General features: G+C 65.2%; 14 protein-coding genes. 4 read left to right on the top strand and 10 right to left on the bottom strand.

The window, feature by feature from the left end; all coding sequences use genetic code 11:
- Positions 1–89: 89 nt before the first annotated feature.
- The 4 genes from H7A87_RS20530 to H7A87_RS20545 all read right to left on the bottom strand — a co-directional run bounded on the left by H7A87_RS20530 (position 90) and on the right by H7A87_RS20545 (position 3872).
- Positions 90–1058, bottom strand: coding sequence for a FecR domain-containing protein (locus H7A87_RS20530; RefSeq protein ID WP_119129973.1), 969 nt, complete (start codon positions 1056–1058; stop codon positions 90–92).
- Between the two features lie 2 nt (positions 1059–1060).
- Complete coding sequence (locus tag H7A87_RS20535; RefSeq protein WP_104585912.1) at positions 1061–1648, bottom strand: RNA polymerase sigma factor; 588 nt, start codon at positions 1646–1648, stop codon at positions 1061–1063.
- Positions 1649–2356: 708 nt separating this feature from the next.
- The gene (locus tag H7A87_RS20540; protein ID WP_104650381.1) at positions 2357–2674 is read right to left on the bottom strand and encodes a hypothetical protein; all 318 of its coding nucleotides are present in this window, start codon (positions 2672–2674) and stop codon (positions 2357–2359) included.
- A 31-nt stretch (positions 2675–2705) separates the two neighbouring features.
- Positions 2706–3872, bottom strand: a complete 1167-nt coding sequence (locus H7A87_RS20545; protein WP_119129974.1) for a class I SAM-dependent rRNA methyltransferase — start codon at positions 3870–3872, stop codon at positions 2706–2708.
- A gap of 261 nt (positions 3873–4133) precedes the next feature.
- Between H7A87_RS20545 and H7A87_RS20550 the strand changes: the two genes are divergently transcribed.
- Positions 4134–5090, top strand: a complete 957-nt coding sequence (locus H7A87_RS20550) for a TerC family protein (protein WP_016901852.1) — start codon at positions 4134–4136, stop codon at positions 5088–5090.
- 717 nt (positions 5091–5807) lie between these two features.
- Entirely contained in the window at positions 5808–6596 is a 789-nt protein-coding gene (locus tag H7A87_RS20555) for a rhomboid family intramembrane serine protease (RefSeq protein ID WP_119129975.1), read from the top strand.
- A gap of 119 nt (positions 6597–6715) precedes the next feature.
- Here the strand turns inward: H7A87_RS20555 and H7A87_RS20560 are convergent, their stop codons facing one another.
- On the bottom strand, positions 6716–7816 hold the full coding sequence (locus H7A87_RS20560; protein ID WP_180496826.1) for a glycerophosphodiester phosphodiesterase: 1101 nt from the start codon (positions 7814–7816) through the stop codon (positions 6716–6718).
- A 248-nt stretch (positions 7817–8064) separates the two neighbouring features.
- Complete coding sequence (locus H7A87_RS20565) at positions 8065–10365, bottom strand: TonB-dependent receptor (RefSeq protein ID WP_119129977.1); 2301 nt, start codon at positions 10363–10365, stop codon at positions 8065–8067.
- Between the two features lie 193 nt (positions 10366–10558).
- Here H7A87_RS20565 and H7A87_RS20570 point away from each other — a divergent pair, with 193 nt between their 5' ends.
- Both H7A87_RS20570 and H7A87_RS20575 read left to right on the top strand, forming a co-directional pair.
- On the top strand, positions 10559–11419 hold the full coding sequence (locus H7A87_RS20570) for a phosphatase PAP2 family protein (protein WP_115678213.1): 861 nt from the start codon (positions 10559–10561) through the stop codon (positions 11417–11419).
- Between the two features lie 672 nt (positions 11420–12091).
- Complete coding sequence (locus H7A87_RS20575; protein ID WP_119129978.1) at positions 12092–15136, top strand: TonB-dependent receptor plug domain-containing protein; 3045 nt, start codon at positions 12092–12094, stop codon at positions 15134–15136.
- Positions 15137–15242: 106 nt separating this feature from the next.
- Here the strand turns inward: H7A87_RS20575 and mnmE are convergent, their stop codons facing one another.
- From mnmE to rpmH, 4 genes are all read right to left on the bottom strand, one after another.
- Positions 15243–16583: a tRNA uridine-5-carboxymethylaminomethyl(34) synthesis GTPase MnmE gene (mnmE, locus tag H7A87_RS20580; RefSeq protein WP_119129979.1), complete on the bottom strand. Its 1341-nt coding sequence runs from the start codon at positions 16581–16583 to the stop codon at positions 15243–15245.
- A gap of 307 nt (positions 16584–16890) precedes the next feature.
- Positions 16891–18612 (bottom strand): membrane protein insertase YidC, encoded by a 1722-nt coding sequence (gene yidC, locus H7A87_RS20585; RefSeq protein ID WP_119129980.1) that lies wholly within the window; start codon positions 18610–18612, stop codon positions 16891–16893.
- 15 nt (positions 18613–18627) lie between these two features.
- Entirely contained in the window at positions 18628–19074 is a 447-nt protein-coding gene (rnpA, locus tag H7A87_RS20590) for a ribonuclease P protein component (protein WP_104650389.1), read from the bottom strand.
- A gap of 38 nt (positions 19075–19112) precedes the next feature.
- Positions 19113–19253 carry a 50S ribosomal protein L34 gene (gene rpmH / locus H7A87_RS20595; RefSeq protein WP_002805908.1) on the bottom strand — a complete coding sequence of 47 codons (141 nt, stop codon included), beginning with the start codon at positions 19251–19253 and terminating at the stop codon, positions 19113–19115.
- Between the last annotated feature and the right edge of the window lie 242 nt (positions 19254–19495).

Below are 19495 nucleotides of genomic sequence, written 5' to 3' on the forward strand. Positions count from 1 at the left end.
CCGTTGCTGTGTGGCCCCCTGTCTGTTGGATGCGTGGCCGCCGCTTTTCCGCCATCGACATCGCGGGTGGTGACGTACAGCGGTGCACCTCACTGCGCGAGCGCGCCGCGCAAGTGGATGCCGCCACGGGTGTGTTCGATCTGCAGGCCCATGCTCAGCGCAACGGAGCGTGCGAAGCCTTCCGGATCGTTGGCCGAATACAGGCCGACCACGGTGCGCCGCGCCACCGCGGGGTCGTCGATCAGGATGCGCATGTCGTTGTAGCGGGCGAATTCGGCCGCGGCTTGCGCCAAGGTGTCGCCGTCGAAGGCGATCATGCCCTCGCGCCAGACCAGCAACTGCTGCACGCGCCGTGCTGGCAGCGGCTGCACCTGCACCGCCTGCGTCGGGCTGACCATGGCCAGCATGTTGGCGGCCACCCGCTGCGGTGCGCGCCGGTCGGCCTCCACGTCGACGGTGCCTTCGCGCACGACGACCTTGACCGCATCGTCCTGCCGCCGACGCACGCTGAAACTGGTGCCGACCGCGCGCACTTCCGCGCCGGCCGCCATCACCACGAACGGGCGATGACGGTCCTTGGTCACATCGAACAAGGCCTCGCCACGCAGCAACTGGATCTGGCGACGGTCGGCGCTGAACTCCACCACCACTTCCGAGCCGGAATTCAGCGTCACCGCCGAGCCGTCTGCCAACGGCAGGCGCAACACCTCGCCGATGCGGGTGAGGTGATGGCCGCTGCCGGGCGCGCCGGTGTCGGGGACGGCGGGCTGCAATGCCAGCATGCCGGTAGCCGCAGCGACCACGCAGGCGGCAAGTGCGGCCAGCCACCTGCCGCGTCGATGCGTGCGCCGCGAACACGTCGCTTCCGCGGCAAAGTCCTGCCCCAGCGCGCGCGCACGATCGAAATGCAGATGCACCGCGTGCGCCCGTGCATAGGCGCCGCGATGGCGCACGTCTTCGGCCAACCAGCGGTCGCGCTGCACGCGCTCGGCCGGCGTGAGCGGATCGCGGTCCTCGCGTCCCACCCAGGCGGCGGCAATGTCGTCGATGCTGCGCATGCTCAGCTGCCGCGCTGCGGATCGGCCAGGCGCGTGGCCGGCGCGGCGTGGCCCGCGGCCGGTGCCGATGCGGGCGTGCGGCCCATGCGTGCCATCAGCAGACGCAATCCCTTCACGATGTGTTTTTCCACGGTGTTCTCGCTGATTCCGAGCCGCGCGGCGATCTCGCGCTGCGACAGGCCGTCGACCTTGCGCAGCAGAAACACCTGGCGGCATTTGTCCGGCAGTGCCGCCAGCGCTTCGCCGATGCGGCGCAGCTCCTGACCGGCAATGGCGTGGCGCTCGGGTGAGCGCTCGTCCTGTGTGATGTCCAGGCGCTCGATTTCCGCCACGCTCTCGATCGACACGATCCTGGCGCGGCGCACCTGCTGCAGGAGCACCGACTGCGCAGCGGTGAACAGATAGGCGCGCGGATTGGCGATATGACCCACCTCGCCCAGCCCGGCCAGGATGGCGTAGGTCTCCTGGATGACGTCGTCGCAATCGACGTTGCCGGGGGCGTGCTTGCGCAGCCAGCGCCGCAGCGCCGGCTCGTGCGGCAGGACCTGCGTCGCCAGCCAGGCGGCGCGCTGGGAATCGATGGCCGGCATCTAGGACGCGGCCGCTGACGTGCCCGCACGTCGAAGTGAGGAAGTCATTGCGTTCTCCGGGGGTTCGAGCGAAGGGCCTGCTCTTGAAGTCACGATGCGCCAGCGGCGCAACTCCGCCATGCCCTCCGACGGGTGGCCCGCTGCGATGGCACTACCCGCGCAGCGCGCGCCGGACATCGACGATGTCCGGTCGGATGCGGCCAACGAAATGACCGCTGGCAATGACCTGACTGCCTTGGGTTATGCAGGCGCGCCGCGCACACGGGCGCGCCGCCACGCCAATGGCAACGCGAATGGCAACTCCACGGCGGTGGGCGCCGCCGTGCAGGGCACTGCAGTATCTGGCGGTCCGACTGTGTGGCATCCGGCCACGACGAGCGGCGCCGATGCGCTAGCGAGTACGGTGTTTATGGGGGCCGGGCGTGCTGTGGCGATGTCGATCCGGAGACCGTGACAAAGTCCGCTTCGGGGGCCGATCTGCGCCCTGCGGTGCCGGACATCACCGCAGGGCCGGCGGGTTGGTGATCGGTTGCCGCTGCAACCAGCCGCAGGTCATCGGCGGATGGGCCCGATACGCGCAGGCCGAAGATGGCCTGGCCGGTGGTCCTTCGAGCGGCTGGCAGAAGCGATCGGGCGTGCGCAGTTGGCAGCACGCAGCACGCAAACGATTTGATCTGGCCTGCAAGAAATCCATCGCACGCGCCGTGTTCAGTCGCCCAGTTCGGACAGGCGCGCGCGAACGCTCTCCACATCGACGTGCTCGCGCAGGTGCAGCCACTGCCGCGCCCACACCGAGCGCAACACGATCCAGGCACCGAACACGCCCAGACAGGTCGAGCCCAGCGCCAGCGTCAACGGATGCAACGGCGAGCCGCTGCCGGTCTGGAACAGATACATGAAGGCCCCGGAAAACAGCAGCCACACGCCGAACACCGGCCAGTTGCTGGCCAGCAGGCTGGCATGGGGCCGCTCTATCTCGCGCAGCAACCGGGTCAGCGCCTTGCGTTCCTCATCGTCCGGTGTCATCGACTGGCCGCTCCACGGATTGGTCGCCGCGCTAGATCACGCGGCAGAAAACAGCCTTCAGGTAGCGCGATTCCTGCACGTGCGCCATGAACGGGTGATCCGGACCGGCACCGGCCACCTTCAGGATCTGGATGGTGCGCCCGGAGAAATACGAGGCGCGCCGCAGCATGTCCAGAAACTCCTGCTCGGCCACCAGCCCGGTGCACGAGAAGGTGGCGAACAGGCCGCCGGGCTTGACCACGCCCAGCGCCAGCTTGTTCATGTCCAGGTACTTCTTCAGCGCCGGGATCACCTGCTCGCGGTCGCGGGTCATCTTGGCCGGGTCCAGGATCACCACATCGAACTGCTCGCCGCGATTGGACGCATCGCGCAGCCACGGGAAGATGTCGGCCTGCACGAACTTGGGCCGTACGTTGTTGAGCTTGGCGTTGCCCTTGGCGATGGCGATCACGTCCTCGTCGATGTCCACGCCCAGCACCTCGGACGCACCGCGCGCGGCCGCATACACCGCAAAGCCGCCGGTGTTGCAGCACAGGTCCAGCACGCTCTTGCCCTCGACCTGCTCGCTCAACCACTGGCGGTTCTCGCGCTGGTCGGCGAAGAAGCCGGTCTTGTGCGCACCGGCCGGGTCGGCGCGGAACCTGATGCCGTACTCGGTGATCACCGATGCTTCGGTGGTGGTATTGCCGTGGAAATCGAAGCTTTCCTGCTTCTGCACGTGTTCGTCGGCAAAGCTGTGGAAGCGGCAGCCCGGGAACTGCGCGCGCAGCGCCTCGTAGATCCACTCGCGGTGGCGGAACATGCCGGCGGCGAAGAACTCCACCACCACCAGGTCGCCATAGCGGTCCACCACCAGGCCGGACAGGCCGTCGCCTTCGCTGTGCACCACGCGCCAGGCATCGGACACCGCGTCGAGCTTGAGCCAGTCGCGGCGCAGGCTCACTGCCGCGGCGATCTTGCGCGAGAACCAGCCCGCATCCACCGGCACCGACTGGTCGGTTTCCAGGATGCGCACGGCGATGCGCGAGTGGCCGTTGTAGAAGCCGCGGCCGACCCACTCCCCGTCCACGCCGACCACATCGACGATGGTGCCGGGTTTGGGCTTGGCGGCGGGCTTTTCCACCAGCTTCTGGAAGATCCACGGGTGGCTGGAGCGCCAGGCATTCTTGAGTCGGACGACGGGGACTGGAGTATTCATCCGCCCATTGTATCCGGCTGGATTGACGTGCCTGCCCTCCGGCACGCAGAATCAGGCGCAGAAGGGGAGTAGCTCCCAGCGTTGTCGCCGTCATGACGAGTCCTGCCAGCCAGGCTCCGGTGCAACGGCAACCGGCCCGGCCGGTTGTGAGCGAGACCTTCGCCGCGCAGGCGAAGGTCCGTCACCCGGAATCCACGATTTCCGTGTCACAAGGCCTCAGCCCACCGGCTGTCCAGGTCGTTTCACTATCGGGATTCTTTTATGCAAACCATTGGCAATGTCTGGTTATGGGGCGGCTTCGCGATCGTGGTGATCGTGGCGCTGTTGGTCGATCTGGTGCTGATGCGCCACGGCGGTGCCCACAAGGTCACCTTCAAGGAAGCCACCTGGTGGAGCATTGGCTGGGTGCTGCTGGCGCTGGCCTTCAACGCCGGCCTGTGGTGGTACCTGCAGGGCAGCATGGGCGACGCGGCAGCCGACCGCATCGGGCTGGAGTTCCTGACCGGCTACCTGGTCGAGAAATCGCTGGCGGTCGACAACATCTTCGTGTTCCTGATGGTGATGACCTACTTCGGCGTGCCCGAGGAACAGCGCCAGCGCGTGCTGATCATCGGCGTGCTGGGCGCGATCGTGCTGCGCGCGATCATGATCTTTGCCGGCTCGGTGCTGCTGACCAAGTTCCATTGGCTGCTGTATGTGTTCGGCGCGTTCCTGCTGCTGACCGGCATCAAGATGTGGTTCTCCGCCGGCAAGGAGCCGGATCTGGAAGCCAACCCGGTGCTGCGCTGGATGCGCGGGCATCTGCGCCTGAGTCCGCAATACCACGGCCATGCGCTTAGCGTGATCAAGGACGGCAAGCGCTGGTTCACCCCGCTGTTCGTGGTGCTGATCCTGATTGCGGTGATCGACGTGATCTTTGCGGTGGACAGCATCCCGGCGATCTTCGCGATCACCACCGACCCGTTCATCGTGCTGACCTCCAACGTGTTCGCGGTGCTGGGCCTGCGTGCGATGTTCTTCCTGCTGGCCGGCATGGCCGACCGCTTCCACCTGCTGCCGTATGGGCTGGCAGTGATCCTGGTGTTCATCGGCACCAAGATGATGATCATCGATCTGTACAAGATCCCGGTGCTGGTCTCGCTGGCAGTGGTGATCGTGATCCTGGTCTTCACCATCGTGCTGAGCCTGCTGCGGCCGCCCAAGCCGGCCAGGCACTGAGGGGCTGGGATTCGGGATTCGGGATTCGGGATTCGGGAATCGGGATTCGGGGACGGTAGCGCCGCGTGTGTTGCTGGCATCCGAGCGCACCGACCATCTCGACAGGTCCCTGCGCTCACCGTCGCGGGCCCTTGAGCGGCATGGATGCCGCGCCAGAGCCTGGCTACCCGAGATCCTGGTCGTCACCATCTGCTGAGTTTGGTGCGGCCACCCAAGCCGGCCCCCGCATTGACGGGCTGGGAGTCCGGAGTCTGCAATTGGGATTCGGGAACGGCCGCGCTGCATGCACTGCTCACAACCAAGCGCACCGACCAACTCGACGGGCCCTTGCCTGCTCACCGTCGCGGGACCTTACGCGGCATGGATGCCGCGTAAGAGCCTACATGGACGTACTTGCGGCGTGTCCCGCGACGGTGGGCGGGCAAGGGCCCTGCAGCCAAGCCGCAGATCGTCTGCCCTACGACCGAGGCATCCACACCGTTCAATCCCCTCTCAAGGCCGCCGGGATTTCAGGCGCCAGGTCGCTGGGGCGTTCCCGGGCCGAACTGGCGAGGGCGTGATGCCGCGCTTGTTCGTGTCGCGCCCCGGTCACCTGCATGGTGCCGTGCGGCCGCTGCGCCAATGTTCGGCGGCGGGGCTGGATTATCCCGTCGTCGGGCCTGCTTATCCCGAGGCGGATAACTTGTAAAAAATCCGCGCGACGCCATCCGTGAAGGTATGACACCGCCTCCTGTTGCCGCCGCCGACGCCACCGCGCAAGACCGCCTGGATCGTTCCCGGGTGCTGCGTGCCTTCAACTTCAGCCTGGCCGCCGTGCTGCTGCTGGTGGCGGTGTTCACCGCCCAGAGCATGTTCGACTGGCGCGCCTGGGCGGTGGCACCGCTGCAGGCAGACGGCCTGCTCGGCATCCTCACCGCACCGCTGCTGCATGGCTCGCTCGCGCATCTGGGCGCCAACGCCGCCGCGCTACTGATCCTGGGCACGCTGGCCGGCAGCGTGTATCCGCGTGCCACCGCCCTGGCGCTGCCGTTGTTGTGGCTGGGCTCGGGCCTGGGCGCGTGGTTGCTGGGCGAGCCCGGCAGCCGGCATCTGGGCGCCAGCGGCGTCACCCACGGGCTGATGTTCCTGGTGTTCGTGCTGGGCCTGCTGCGCCGCGACCGCCCGGCGATTGCCACCAGCATGATCGCCTTCCTGTTCTATGGCGGCATGTTGCTGACCATCCTGCCGCACGAAGCCGGCGTGTCCTGGCAATCGCATCTGGGCGGCGCGGTGGCCGGCCTGATCGCCGCGTTGCTGCTGCGCCTGCGCGACCCGCAACAGGCCAGGCCGCGCTACAGCTGGGAGGACGAAGACGAAGATGCTGCGTGGGAAGTGAGCAATGGCGAGCACGACGTGCTGGAACCGCCACCGCCGCGCCAGGTGCCGGTGCTGTGGCAGCGCCAGGAAGACGGCTCGCACAACGTGGTGCTGCACTTCCAACCGCGCGAGCGCCCACCGGGCAGCTAGTGCCTGCATGGAGCAACGACCAAAACGGCCGCTGGTTCCCGTAGGAGCGTGCCTGCGCGCGACAGGGCATCACCGGGACCGCCCCATCGCGCGCAGGCACGCTCCTACAAAAGCGCTGCCTAGCGCGATGCTTGCCCCTGCAATGCGCGCCGTGCCAGGCCCGGGTCGTCGGCGAAGAAGGCATCGATGCCGGCGTCCAGATAGGTCTTGAGTTCGGCCAGTGCACCGGCGTCGTTACGCTCGGTCACCGCGCCGCTGCTGCGGTTTTCGGCAGCCAAGAAGTAGTTCTCCGGGCGGAACGTGTACGGCTGCACCTGCAGTCCTGCCGCATGCGCGTCGTGCACCAGGCTGGTCGGCGTGCCCAGGCGTTGCTGCGCATCCAGCGGAATGATGCTGCGGATGTCCGGGCCGATCGCATCGGCGTAGCTGGCGACCTGCGTCAACCCCTCGGGCGTGATCATCTGCCCGTAGGTCCGCGGCGCGCTGCCCACGCCCGCATCGGGCAACGCCATCTGCGCGCCGGCCAGCAACTGCAGCAGGCGAATGTTGCTGCTGCGCCCGATCTTGCCGCGCAAATAACGCAGGTTGCCGGTCTCGAACGACTGGATCACCACCGGCGCGGTCTGCGTGTAGGCATGCGCACGCAGGCTCGCCAGCAACTTGTCTTCCATCGCCAGATGCAGCCGGCTGAAATAGCTCGGGTGCTTGATCTCCGGAATCAGCCCGATGCTGCGCCCGGTTGCCGCCGATTCGGCTGCGACAAAATCGATGATCTCGTCGAAGGTGACGATCTGAAACTGCCCATCCCAGCGCGTGCCGCGCAACTGCGGCAGACGCTCGCGCGCGCGCAGCGTCTTCAATTCGGCCAGCGTGAAATCCTCGGTGAACCAGCCTTCCATCGCCTGGCCATCGATGGTCTTGCGGGTCTTGCGCGCAGCGAACTCCGGGTGACTGGCCACGTCGGTCGTACCGCCGATCTCGTTCTCATGGCGCGCCACCAGCACGCCATCCCTGGTGGACACCAGGTCCGGCTCGACAAAATCGGCGCCATCGACAATCGCTCTGGCATACGCGGCCAAGGTGTGTTCCGGGCGCAGTGCGCTGGCGCCACGGTGCGCAAAGATCCGCACCGTCTTCGCCAACGGCGCCTCTGCCAACGCGGGCCCGCTCATACCGACCATCATTGCCCCCAACAGCCAGATACGGTGGAACTGCATCATGCCTTTCTCCAACTGAGTGTTGCCATCAAACGCTGGCCCTGATCGTCAAGCCGGCGTGGCAGGTGCTGGTTACCGTCTCATGGATCGCTGATGCGCTGCGTTGCCGAGCACGGTCGATGCCCACCTAACGACGCGTCACAACGTTTGCCAACCACGAAGACGCCCAGCATCATCCGGCATCGGGAATTCCTAAACAGCAACAAGACCCGCTTTTACGATTCCCGAATCCCGATTCCCAATTCCCATCCTCAGAACTTGGCATCCAGCGTCAAAAACACCTGCCGCGGCGCGCTGGCATGGAACGCCAGCTGGCGGCCAGTCGGATCGCTGTTGGCGAACGCGGTGAGGTTGGACGCGTACCGCTTGTCGGTGAGGTTGGTGACGTTGAGCGAGAGCTTGAGCCCCTGCAGCACGCCGGCCTGGCCGAAGTCGTAGCCGGCGCCTGCGTCGAACGAGGTGTAGCCGCCAAAGCCCTGATCGTTGGTGTAGGTGTAGTAGCGCTGGCCGGTGTACTTGCCGCGCAGATTGATGTTCCAGTTGGCGTAGTTGAACGCGATTTCGCTGGCGAACATGCGCTTGGGCGTATCCACCGTGGTCTTGCCGGCGGTGGGGATGGTCACCCCGTTCTGCACATAGTTGTCGTCGTAGGTCGAACGGTTGATCGAGGCCGAGTTGTACCACTGCAGGTAGCTGGTCGGCTTCCAGATCACCGTCAGTTCGCCACCGCGGCTGCTCACCGAACCCACGTTGAAGAAGCGTGTGGTGCAGGCCGGCGTGGTGCCCTGCTGGATGCTGGCGCAGGGATTGAGCGAGAGCAGGCGGTTGTCGAAGGTGACGTCGTAGCCGACCAGCGAGGCTTCGAAGCGGTCACGCACGAAGCGATAACCGGCCTCCATGGTGCGCGACTTTTCCGGCTCCAGCGCACCGACACTGGCATCGAACGAGGCCTGCGTCACCAGCAACGGGCCACCGGCGCCGCCGCCCTGGAACGCGGCGATGTTTTCCGCGTACGAGGCAAACACCTCCTGCCCGTCGGCGATGCGATAACCCAGGCCGACCTGCGGCAGCACCGACTCGCTGGCCTTGATCGAGCCGGTCGCCACCGGTGCTTCCACCGCCAGCCCCGGCGTCTCGCGCGCGGTCATTTCGGTGCTGGGGCTCTTGATGCCCAGATCCACGCTCAGGCGCTCGTCGAGGAACTTGAAGTTGCCCTGCACATAGAACTGCCGCGTGGTGATGATGTAGTTCTGCGAGAACAGCCGGCGATCCGGATCCTGCAGGAACTTGTCGTCGCTGACCGGCCCGTCGATCCAGTAGAAATTGCGCTCCACATCGTGATGATTGCGCTCGTACCACAGCCCGGCTTCGAGGTGATGCGCGCCCAGGTTCCAGCCGAGCGACGCGATGCCGCCGGTGCGGTTGATCCAGTAGTTGGTGCTGCGGATCGAGATCGGCAGCGCCTGCGGCGTCCCCGGATTGGATGCCTGGCCCGGCGACCACCAGTGGCCCTGCCCCTTGTTTTCGTGGTGATAGACCTGGGTGTGCAGGCTGATCGCATCGTTGGGCTGGAAGTCGCCGGCCACGTAGAACAGATCGTCGTCGCGCAACGCGCGGCTCTGGTAGTAGGCATCGTCGACATTGTCCACGCCACCGCTGAAACCGCAGCGCGCCGCATTGCGCGTGGCCGGTGCGCAGTACGCCGCGGCCAACGCGCGGTTCCAGTCCGGTGCGTACAGGTTCCAGTCCCAGCCCAGGCCACGCGCCATGCCGCTCTTGGACAGATACGCATAGTCCGCCTGCGAGGTGCGCGAGGTATCGGCAAATGCGGTCAGCTTGCCGCCGTCGAACTGGTACACGCCCTTGGCATTGAACTGCCGCGTGGTGGTCGGCGAGTCCGGGCGCGTCCACATGTCGGCTTCGGCATTGATGCCGGACAGATAGGCCGAAAAGCCGTTGTAGTCGCCGGTATCCACACGCAGGAAGGTGCGGCGATTGGCGTCCGAGCCCACCGTCTGCGACAGCTGCCCGCCGAACACGCTGGACGGATCCGCCGAGTAGTACTGGATGGTGCCGCCCAGGTTGCTGGTGGATGCAGTGCCCAGCGCGCCGATGCCCGAGGCCAGCTCCACGCCGCCGAAGTTTTCCGCAATCAGGGCGCGGCTGATGTTGAGGCCGTTGTAGTTGCCGTAGGCGTTGTCGCCCAGCGGCAGGCCGTCCAGCGTATAGCCCAGGCGCGTGCCGTTGAAGCCGCGCAGGCTGATCGTCTGCGACTCCTCGTTGGCACCGAAGGCATCGTTGGATTGCACGTTCACGCCCGGCATGCGGTTGAGCAGCTTCTGGATGCTGGTACCCGGCGGCAACACCGGGATGTCCTGCTGGGTGATGCGCTGCACCTGACGCGTTTCGCCCTGCCCGATCACCGAGACCGCATCGAGCTGCTGCACGGTCGTGCCGGTGTCGGCAGTCACGTCGGGGTCGGCAGCATGGGCGGCCGGCGACAGCACGAGCGCGGTGAGGACAGCGGCACTTAAGAGATGGGTCTTGGGCATGGGCGGCAGGGAACGAGTCAAAAGATGACGGCAAGCGTGCGACAGCTGTCTTGCGCCGATGCGACGGCCAGGTGACAGTGCCGCGACAGTCGCAGTGCATCCCTCGAAAGCGCTGCGCCGCGCTTGCATGCAGATGTCATCTGCGCGTCGTAATCTGCGACCTCATCCATCTGTGTTGTCCGAGGGTTGGTCCATGTCCCATCGCATTGCCCGCGCTTGTTCCCGGACGCTGACCGGCGCCGCCATCGCCGTATTGGCCTGGGGATGCGGCATCGCCAGCGCGCGGGATAACGTCGCCGCGACAGGCTCGGTGATCGCCACCGATGCACATGGCTACCTGGAAAAGACACACGTGCCCGACAGCCTGCGCCTGGTGCCGCCGCCGCCGCAGGACGGCAGCGCCGCGCTCGCCAACGATCAGGCCATCGCCACGTCCATGCTCGCCCTGCGCGGCACACCGCGCTGGGACTTGGCCACACGGGACGCCGCGCTGGGGTTTCCCGCAGCCGCCACCCACTTCAGCTGCGCGCTCGGCATCCAGATCGACCAGGCCCACACCCCGCACCTGCTGCGCCTGCTGGAGCGCAGCATGCGCGATGCCAGTACCAGCACCAGCGCGGCGAAGGCGCGCTACCAACGCCCGCGCCCGTTCATGCGCAACGACCAACCGATGTGCACGCCCGACGACGACGCGGCACTGCGCAAGAACGGCTCCTATCCCTCCGGCCACACTGCCATCGGCTGGAGCTGGGGCCTGATCCTGGCCGAGCTGGCCCCCGCACAACGCGATGCCCTGCTCGCCCGCGGCCGCGCCTTCGGCGACAGCCGCCTGGTCTGCAACGTGCACTGGCAGAGTGATGTCCTGCAGGGCCGCATCATGGGCGCCGCCACCGTCGCCGCGTTGCACGACAATGCCGAGTTCCAGAAGGATCTCACCGCCGCACGTCGCGAGATCGCCAAGGCACGTGCGAAGCAGCCGGTCGCGCTGGCGGAATCGCCAGCCTGCGCGGCAGAGAACGCTGCACTGCAGACCGTCCTGCCTGGGGTGATGTAGCAAGTCAGGCTCCTGCACCTGCTACAAACAACGTGCGCCAGCGATCTGTCGCCTGTACATCATTCGTTTTTCTCCGAGTCCCTGGCCACGTCTCTCCTGGCTGGATACTGAGTGGCCGCAAACGCATCGGGTAACTCGGCCACGCGCCGATTGAGACCATCTGGTCTGGATCACTCTATGCGTCCGCCCGCCGCCGGTTGCTTGCATACGCTCTGCATGACCGATGCAGGCCCTTAGCCGCCAGCCCTGACAGCCGGCGTAGCGCTTGCCTGTTCACGGCGACCGCCATCTCACTCCCTGCCCGCACCGCGAAGACCCCGTCGCGGCAAAGCTGCGCCTGCTGATCGAGCCGCCCTCCCTATCGGGATGGTCAGACGCGTGCTCATCGCCCTCACCAGGCGCGAATCGCAACCGGTTGTGTTCGATCAGATAAGCATCCCTACACGAAACAGCTGACCAGGTCCTGGTCCGATAGCCCTGTTTCATAAAAAAGTTCCCGGAAAATGACATATCTGTAAATCTTGGGTTAATATTCAGACTCCCTTCAGGAAAGTGATGCGCCGGGCTGGTCGGCGTTCCCTCGAAGTGGCTCCCCACCTCAACTGCGCCGCAGTGCAGTTGGGTCCCACGGTTTGCAGGCGTTGTGAAGGTACTTCATCAGGAGAAAGAGGAATGACACGTCCAGGGGTTCGTAGGTCTTTGTCCAAGAACATCACACGCAGTGCCTTGAGCATTGCGCTGAGCATGTGCGTTGCCGGCGGTGTCCAGGCCCAGAGCGCGGTCGGCTCCATTTTCGGTAGTGGGCAGCCTGGCAGCACCATCGCCATCCAGAGCCCGCAAACGGGCGTGAGCCGCTCGGCCACCGCCGCTGCAGATGGCAGATTCAGCTTCAGCCAACTTCCTCCGGGCAAATACATCATTACCTCCAACGGGCTGACCCGAGAGGTCGAGGTCAAGGTGGGCAGCGGCGCGCAGGTCTCGCTGGGTAGCAATGCCACTACGCTGGATCGGGTGGAAGTGGTCGGCGCGCAGGCGTTCAACCCCATCGACGTCTCTTCGGTGGAATCGACCACGGTATTCACTGCCGACCAGATGGTCTCGCTGCCGGTGGCCAGCGATGTGTCTTCGGTCGCGCTACTCGCGCCTGGCGCGGTCCGGGGCGACAGCGGGCTCGGTGCGGGCAATCTTGCCTCGTTCGGCGGATCGTCGGTGGCCGAGAACGGCTACTACATCAATGGCTTCGACGTCACGAACATGCGCACGTTCCTGTCGTTCGCCAATCTGCCGTTCCAGAGCATTGGTCAGCTGCAGATCAAGACCGGCGGGTATGGTGCAGAATACGGCCGCTCGCTGGGCGGCATCGTCAGCATCGTCACCAAGGCCGGCTCCAACGAATGGCACTACGGCGGCAGCGTGGAGTGGGCACCGGACTGGGGCGCGGCGGCAGGTAAAAACGTCCGCGAACGCGACCCCGATGCGTCAGACCCGCTGTACCAATACCGCAGCGACGATCAGTTCGACAGCACCATTTACTCTGCGTATGCCAGCGGCCCGATCGTCAAGGACCGCTTGTTCTTCTTTGCAATGGTGGAAGGCCGCCAGGAAACTGAAGACAACTTTTACGCGCTGACCAGCCGGCGCGTCAGTGACACGACCCCCCAGGGCTTGGTCAAGCTCGATTGGTATATCAACGACAGCAACCTGGTCGAATTCACCGGCATCTACAACCAGGCCAAGACCAAGTACCGCACCTACGAATACGCCCCCGACGCCAATGGCGATAACCGCTACAACGTCGGCCGGCACGAAGTGCCGATCGAGCAGTACGAGATGGAGAATGGCGGCAAGATCGGCATCCTCAAATACACCGGTTACTTCACCGATAACTTCACGCTGTCGGCGCAGTACGGCTACCTGAGCAATCTGATCGACTCCCGCCTGCCGGCCGATCCGGCTGGGAGCGAATGCCCTTGGGCCTACAGCTTCGGCCTGACCACTAGCGTGGTCGACCGATACATTGGCTGCAACCCGGGCACGATCTCCATGATCGCCGACCGCGATGCGGAGCCGGACGAGGACATCCGCAAAGCGTTCCGGGTCGATGGCGAATGGGTGCTGGGCGATCACCGGTTGCGCTTCGGCGTGGATCAGGAAAAGTACGAATCCAGCCACCGTGGCCAGACCTACGCCGGTGGCATCAACTGGGCGTATTACACGGTGCCCGGCAATTCGGTAGCCACCGGCGCGTTTGCAGGCCTGCCTGGACGCACGGTCAACGGCCAACTGGTGCCGCGCAATGCGCTGTACGCGCGTTCGCGCGTGTTCCAGAGCAGCAGCTCCACGTACGAAAACACCAATAGCGCGTTTTATCTGGAAGACAACTGGCAGGTCACCGAAAACTTCCTCGCCGTGCTCGGCTTGCGCGGTGAGAAGTTCGAAAACAAGAACGGCGACGGCATTGCCTGGATCGAATCCGATTATAAAATGGCGCCGCGCTTAGGCTTCTCCTGGGACGTGCTGGGTGATTCCAGCTTGAAGCTGTTCGGTACCGCAGGCCGCTACTACATCCCGGTGGCGACAAACTCCAGTATCCGCGCAACCGGCGCCGAATCGACCGTGTCCAGCTGGTACTTCGTCAATGGCTGGAGCGAAGCCGATGGCACGCCGGTTGGCCAAGGTGCGCAGATTGGCCAGACCCAGACCAACGGCTCGCTCACTGCGCCGAATCCAGCCTCTGTCGCGTCCACCAACCTGTCGCCGATGTACCAGGACGAGGTCATTCTCGGTGGCCAACTGCAGTTGACGGAAAACTGGATGGCGGGTGTGCGTATGATCCGCCGCGAAGTGAAGTCCGGGATGGACGACACCTGCACCACCAATCCCTGGATCGACTGGGCGGCGGACAACGGCTACCCCGATTTCGATCCGGGCTCTGTGCCTAGCTGCTACTTCTTGAATCCGGGCAGCGACGTGACCATCAACGTCGATCTCAATGGCGATGGCGAACTGGAACTGGCAACCTTGCCGGCCTCGTATCTTGGCCTGCCGGAATATCGCCGCCTGCATACCGCTCTGGAATTTTTCTGGGAGCGCACCGGCGAGAAGTTCAACTTCCAGGGCTCCTATACGTTTGCCAGGACACGCGGCAACGTCGAGGGCTACGTCAATTCCACGCTGGAACAGGAGGATGCCGGCCTCACCCAGGACTTCGACCACCGTCTGTTCACCGATGGCACCTATGGGCCGACCCCGAACGATCGTCAGCACACGCTCAAGCTTTTCGGTGCTTATACGATCACGCCGGAATGGCAGCTTGGCGGAAATTTGGTCCTGCAGTCCGGGCGCCCGATCAATTGCCAGGGCTATATCCCGCTGGACGACATCCCTCAGCCTGACCAGGGCAACCTCAGCGGTTACAGCGGCTCGAGCTTTTATTGCTTGAACGCTGAAGGCACGCGCGTGCTGCGGCAGCGTGGCGACGAGGGGCGGACACCCTGGACCTGGACGTTCGATCTGGCAGCGGCGTACATCCCCAACTGGGCCGACAACAAGCTGCGTATCAAGCTCGATGTCTTCAACCTTTTCAACAACGACAGGGTTACCGAGTACAACGAGTTCAGTGAAGCATCTCGCGACGTGATCAGCCCGAACTATCTGAACGACGTCAATTATCAGACGCCGCGCTCGTTCCGTTTGACTGCACGGTACGATTTCTGATTGTTCGCTGGTTCAACGATGGCATTACGAAATCCGGCCTCGAAAGGGGCCGGTTTTTTTTTATCAACCGATGTAGCGAAGTCGCGGCACGTTGCGCCGTACTGCCTCACTTGCCGATACAAAAACTCGAGAAGATCTTGCCCAGCAACTCGTCGGCGCTCAGCTTGCCGGTGATCTCGCCGAGGGCTTCCTGTGCCAGACGCAGTTCCTCGGCGGCCAGTTCGAGTTGTTCGAAACCCAGCTCCAGATCCGCCGCATCTGCGTGCTGTTCGGCACGACGCAGTGCGTCGACATGCCGCGTGCGTGCGGAGAATTCACCTTCCACGCTTTCCATTCCATCGCCCAGCGCGAGTTCGCGCAACCGGGCGTGCAACTGCTCCAGTCCCTGCCCGGTCACTGCCGATACTGCGATCGCGTCGCGATCGAGCGCTGCGGGTTCGGCCAGAAGATCGCATTTGTTGTGGATCCACAGCCGACGCGGCACCGCATCGATGGCATCGCCGATCGCGTCGCGTGCGGCCTGCGGGTTGCGTGCGTCCAGCACCACCAGCGCCAGATCGGCGCGCTGCAGTTCGACACGTGCGCGACGCATGCCCTCGCGCTCGATCGCATCGCCACCCTCGCGCAAGCCGGCGGTGTCGACCAAGGTCAGGTCGAAGCCATCGAGCTGGATGGCTTCCTGCAAGGTGTCGCGGGTGGTGCCGGCGACATCGGTGACGATGGCGCGCTCGCTGCCGGCCAGTGCATTGAGCAAGGAACTCTTGCCGGCGTTGGGCGGGCCGATCAGCACCGCATGCAGGCCGTCGCGCAGCTTGCGCCCGCGCTCGGCATCGCGCAGCAACTGCGCGAGCAGGCTGCGAGCCTGGGTCAATCCATCGCGCACCTGCGCCCCGCCCAGCGTGTCCAGCGGCTCGTCGGCAAAGTCGATGGCTGCTTCCACGTGGATGCGCAGCCGGGTGAGGCCGTCGCTGACCGTATCGACACGTTGCGAAAACACACCGTCCAGCGATCTGCGCGCAGCACGTGCCGCACGCAGATCGCCGGCGGCGATCAGATCGGCGATCGCCTCGGCCTGCGCCAGATCGAGCTTGCCGTTGAGAAAGGCCCGTTCGCTGAACTCGCCCGCGCGTGCCTGGCGCGCGCCCAGCGCAATGCAGCGGCTCACCAGCTGCCGCAGCAGCACCGGGCTGCCATGGCCCTGCAACTCCACCACCGCTTCGCCGGTGAAGCTGTGCGGCGCCGGAAACCACAAGGCGATGCCATCGTCGATCACCTCGCCCCGCGCATCGCGAAAGCGTGCGTATCTCGCCTGCCGTGGTTGCAGAGTCGGGACACCCAACTCGGCGGCGATCTGCGCGGCCTGCGGCCCGGACAGACGCACGATGCCGATGCCTCCGGTTCCGGCGGCGCTGGCGATGGCAACAATGGTCGATGGCGAAGAAGACATAGGCAGATGGTAAGGCGTGTGGTCAAAGACGTGGCTTGCATGCGCCTGCGGGCGTGGCGGCGGTATGGCTGCATTTCACGGATATGCCGTAAGCCTTGCGCACGATGGATCGATCTTCAAGACACGATCCAGTGTTGCCTGCACGCTGCTTGCGATAGCCGGCCACGCCAACACGCTGGCGCAACGAGGTGCATCGCAAGCGATGCAACAGCGATGACATCACGACAGCATCCGTGGCATAGCTAAAAAAACGCCATCCGGGCGCACATACACAAAGCCCGCCTTGCGGCGGGCTCTGTGCAACTGCTTACTTGGCGTTGGCCTGGATGATCTTGCTCGGCTTCTCGCCGTGCTGGCGGATCATCCACCACTGGATCAGCAACCCCAGCCCGCCGTTGACTACCCAGTACAGCACCAGGCCGGCCGGCATGAAGGCCATCATGACGCCGAACACCAGCGGCATGAACTGCATCATCTTGGCCTGCATCGGGTCCATGCCCGGGGTCGGGGTCAGCTTCTGCGTGGCCCACATGATGGCGATGTTGAGCAGCGGCAGGATGAAGTACGGATCGCGCGCGGTCAGATCCTGGATCCAGCCCAGCCACGGCGCCTGACGCAGTTCCACCGATTCCACCAGCACCCAGTACAGCGCGAAGAAGATCGGCATCTGGATCAGCAGCGGCAGGCAGCCGCCCATCGGGTTGATCTTTTCCTTCTTGAACAACTCCATCGTCGCCTGCTGGTACTTGACGCGATCATCGCCGTAGCGCTCCTTCAGCTGCGCCAGGCGCGGCTGGAAGCGGCGCATCTTGGCGCCGGACTTGTACTGCGCCGCCGACAACGGATACAGCGCCAGGCGCAGCAACACCACCAGGCCGATGATGGCCCAGCCCCAGTTGTGCAGGAAGCTGTGCAGATGGCTCAGCACCCAGAACAGGCCCTGGCCGATGATGGCCATGATCGAGAAGCGGCTGTAGTCGACCACACGGTCCAGCCCCTTCACGTCTTCCTTGGCGATCAGGCTGACCAGTTTCGGGCCGACCCACAGGCGTGCCTCGGTGGTGGCGGTCTGACCCGGCGCGACAGTGAAGGCCGGGCCACGCAGTTCGGCCACGTCACGCGGGCCGTCCTGGTTCAGCACATACAGCGAGGCCTGGTCCTTCTGCGGAATCCACGCGGTGAAGAAATGGTGCTGCAGCAGCGCCACCCAGCCGCCGGTGATCTGGCGATTGAGGCCGCCGTCGTCCATGTAGTCCTTGAACGCGCGACGCTCGTAGCCTTCCTGCGGGCTGTACCAGGTCGCCCCGTTGAAGCTGAAGGAATCCGGGTTGGTCATGCCGCGGCTGAGGATGGTCGGCACCCGGCTCAGCTTGCGGAACACGTAGCCGTTCCACGGCGCGCCACTGTTGTTGATCACCTCGTCCTTGATCGAGATCGCGTAGCGCCCGCGTTCCAGGGTGAAGGTGCGGCGGATCGACACGCCGTTGGGGCCATTCCACACGAACGGCACCACCAGGGTGTTCTGGCCCTTGGCCAGTGCGAACGCGGTGCCCGGCTGTTCGGCGCGGAAGCCGCCCACGCCAGGCACTGGCGAATGCTCGCTGGCCCAGCCGCTGGTGGCGTTGTAGGGGTGTGCGGCATCTTCGGTCAGCAGGCTGACCGGCGCGGTGCCGTCCTTGGTCTGCGGAAACTGCAGCAATTCGGCATCGAGCACGCTGCGGCCGTCCAGTTTCAGGCGCAGCACGTCCGAGGTCAGGGTGATCACCGGCGCAGCGCCGGCAGCGGCCGGCGTCGCAGCAGTGGTACTGGTCGCCGGCACGGCGCCCGGCACGCCTGCCTGCGGAATGGCCTGTGCCGCCGGCACATTGGCCGCGGTCGCAGCTGCGTCCAGGTCACGCGCGGCCGGCACCGACTGGGTCGCCGCGGCCACCGGCGCATTGGCGGCCGCCTTGTCCTTGCCCCACTCCATCCACAGCAGCGCCGCGACCATCAGCCAGGCAAAAATCAGGAAAACACGGGTCTGGTTCATCGGGCAGCAACTCGCTCAGTCGGAACTGGGTTCCGGCTCTGTCGGGGAAAGGGAGGATGGGTGCATCGTCCTGGCGGGCGGCATTGTGCCGGGCGCGGCAGGCAGGGGCAATGCGCCAGCACGGCGCAGCAGACGCACGAAGGCATCGCGAATCTGTGGATTGGTCGCTTTTGCGGCCGCCGAGCGCGCCACAATCACGTAGTCGCCGCCGGCAAGCTCGGGCAGCAGATGGCGCATGGCATCGCGCAGGACGCGTTTGATCCGGTTACGGCCCACCGCACGCGTATCGACCTTGCGCGACACTGCCATGCCCAGGCGCGGCGGCGTATCGCCGGTCCGCCAGTGCAGGCTGAGCAACGGGTCCGAGGTACGACGTGCCGTATCGAAAACGACCGTATATTGCGCACGCGTACGAACCCGCGCAGAGCGAGGAAATCGCCTGCACGGGTTCGATGCGTTCACGTTAGGGACTGCCTCGGCCGCAGGGAGCGGCGCGGCAATCAAGCGCTCAGGCGCTTGCGGCCCTTGGCGCGGCGGCGAGCCAGGATCTTGCGGCCGTCGGCGGTTGCCATACGTGCGCGGAAACCATGGTCGCGTGCTCGCTTGAGGTTGCTGGGTTGGAAAGTACGCTTGGTGGCCATGGGGCCCTCTGCATGAATGGAGACGAATAGAACCGGCAATTCTATAGGGCCACCCGCGTCCGGGTCAACTCCCCGCACGCTTTACCGGAGGTGACGGCGGTGGCGCCCTGTGGATGGACCTGTGAATAAGTCTGGGAAAACCCTGCCCTCGGTGCTAGTCTGGCCCATCCTCTTTTCACTACCGGGCTGCGAGCACGGCGCTTTTCTGCGCGCCGCAGCCAGCAACAGATGATCATACTTTG

It is taken from the genome of Xanthomonas sp. CPBF 426 (assembly GCF_903989465.1).
In the GTDB taxonomy this organism is placed as follows: Bacteria; Pseudomonadota; Gammaproteobacteria; order Xanthomonadales; family Xanthomonadaceae; genus Xanthomonas; species Xanthomonas euroxanthea.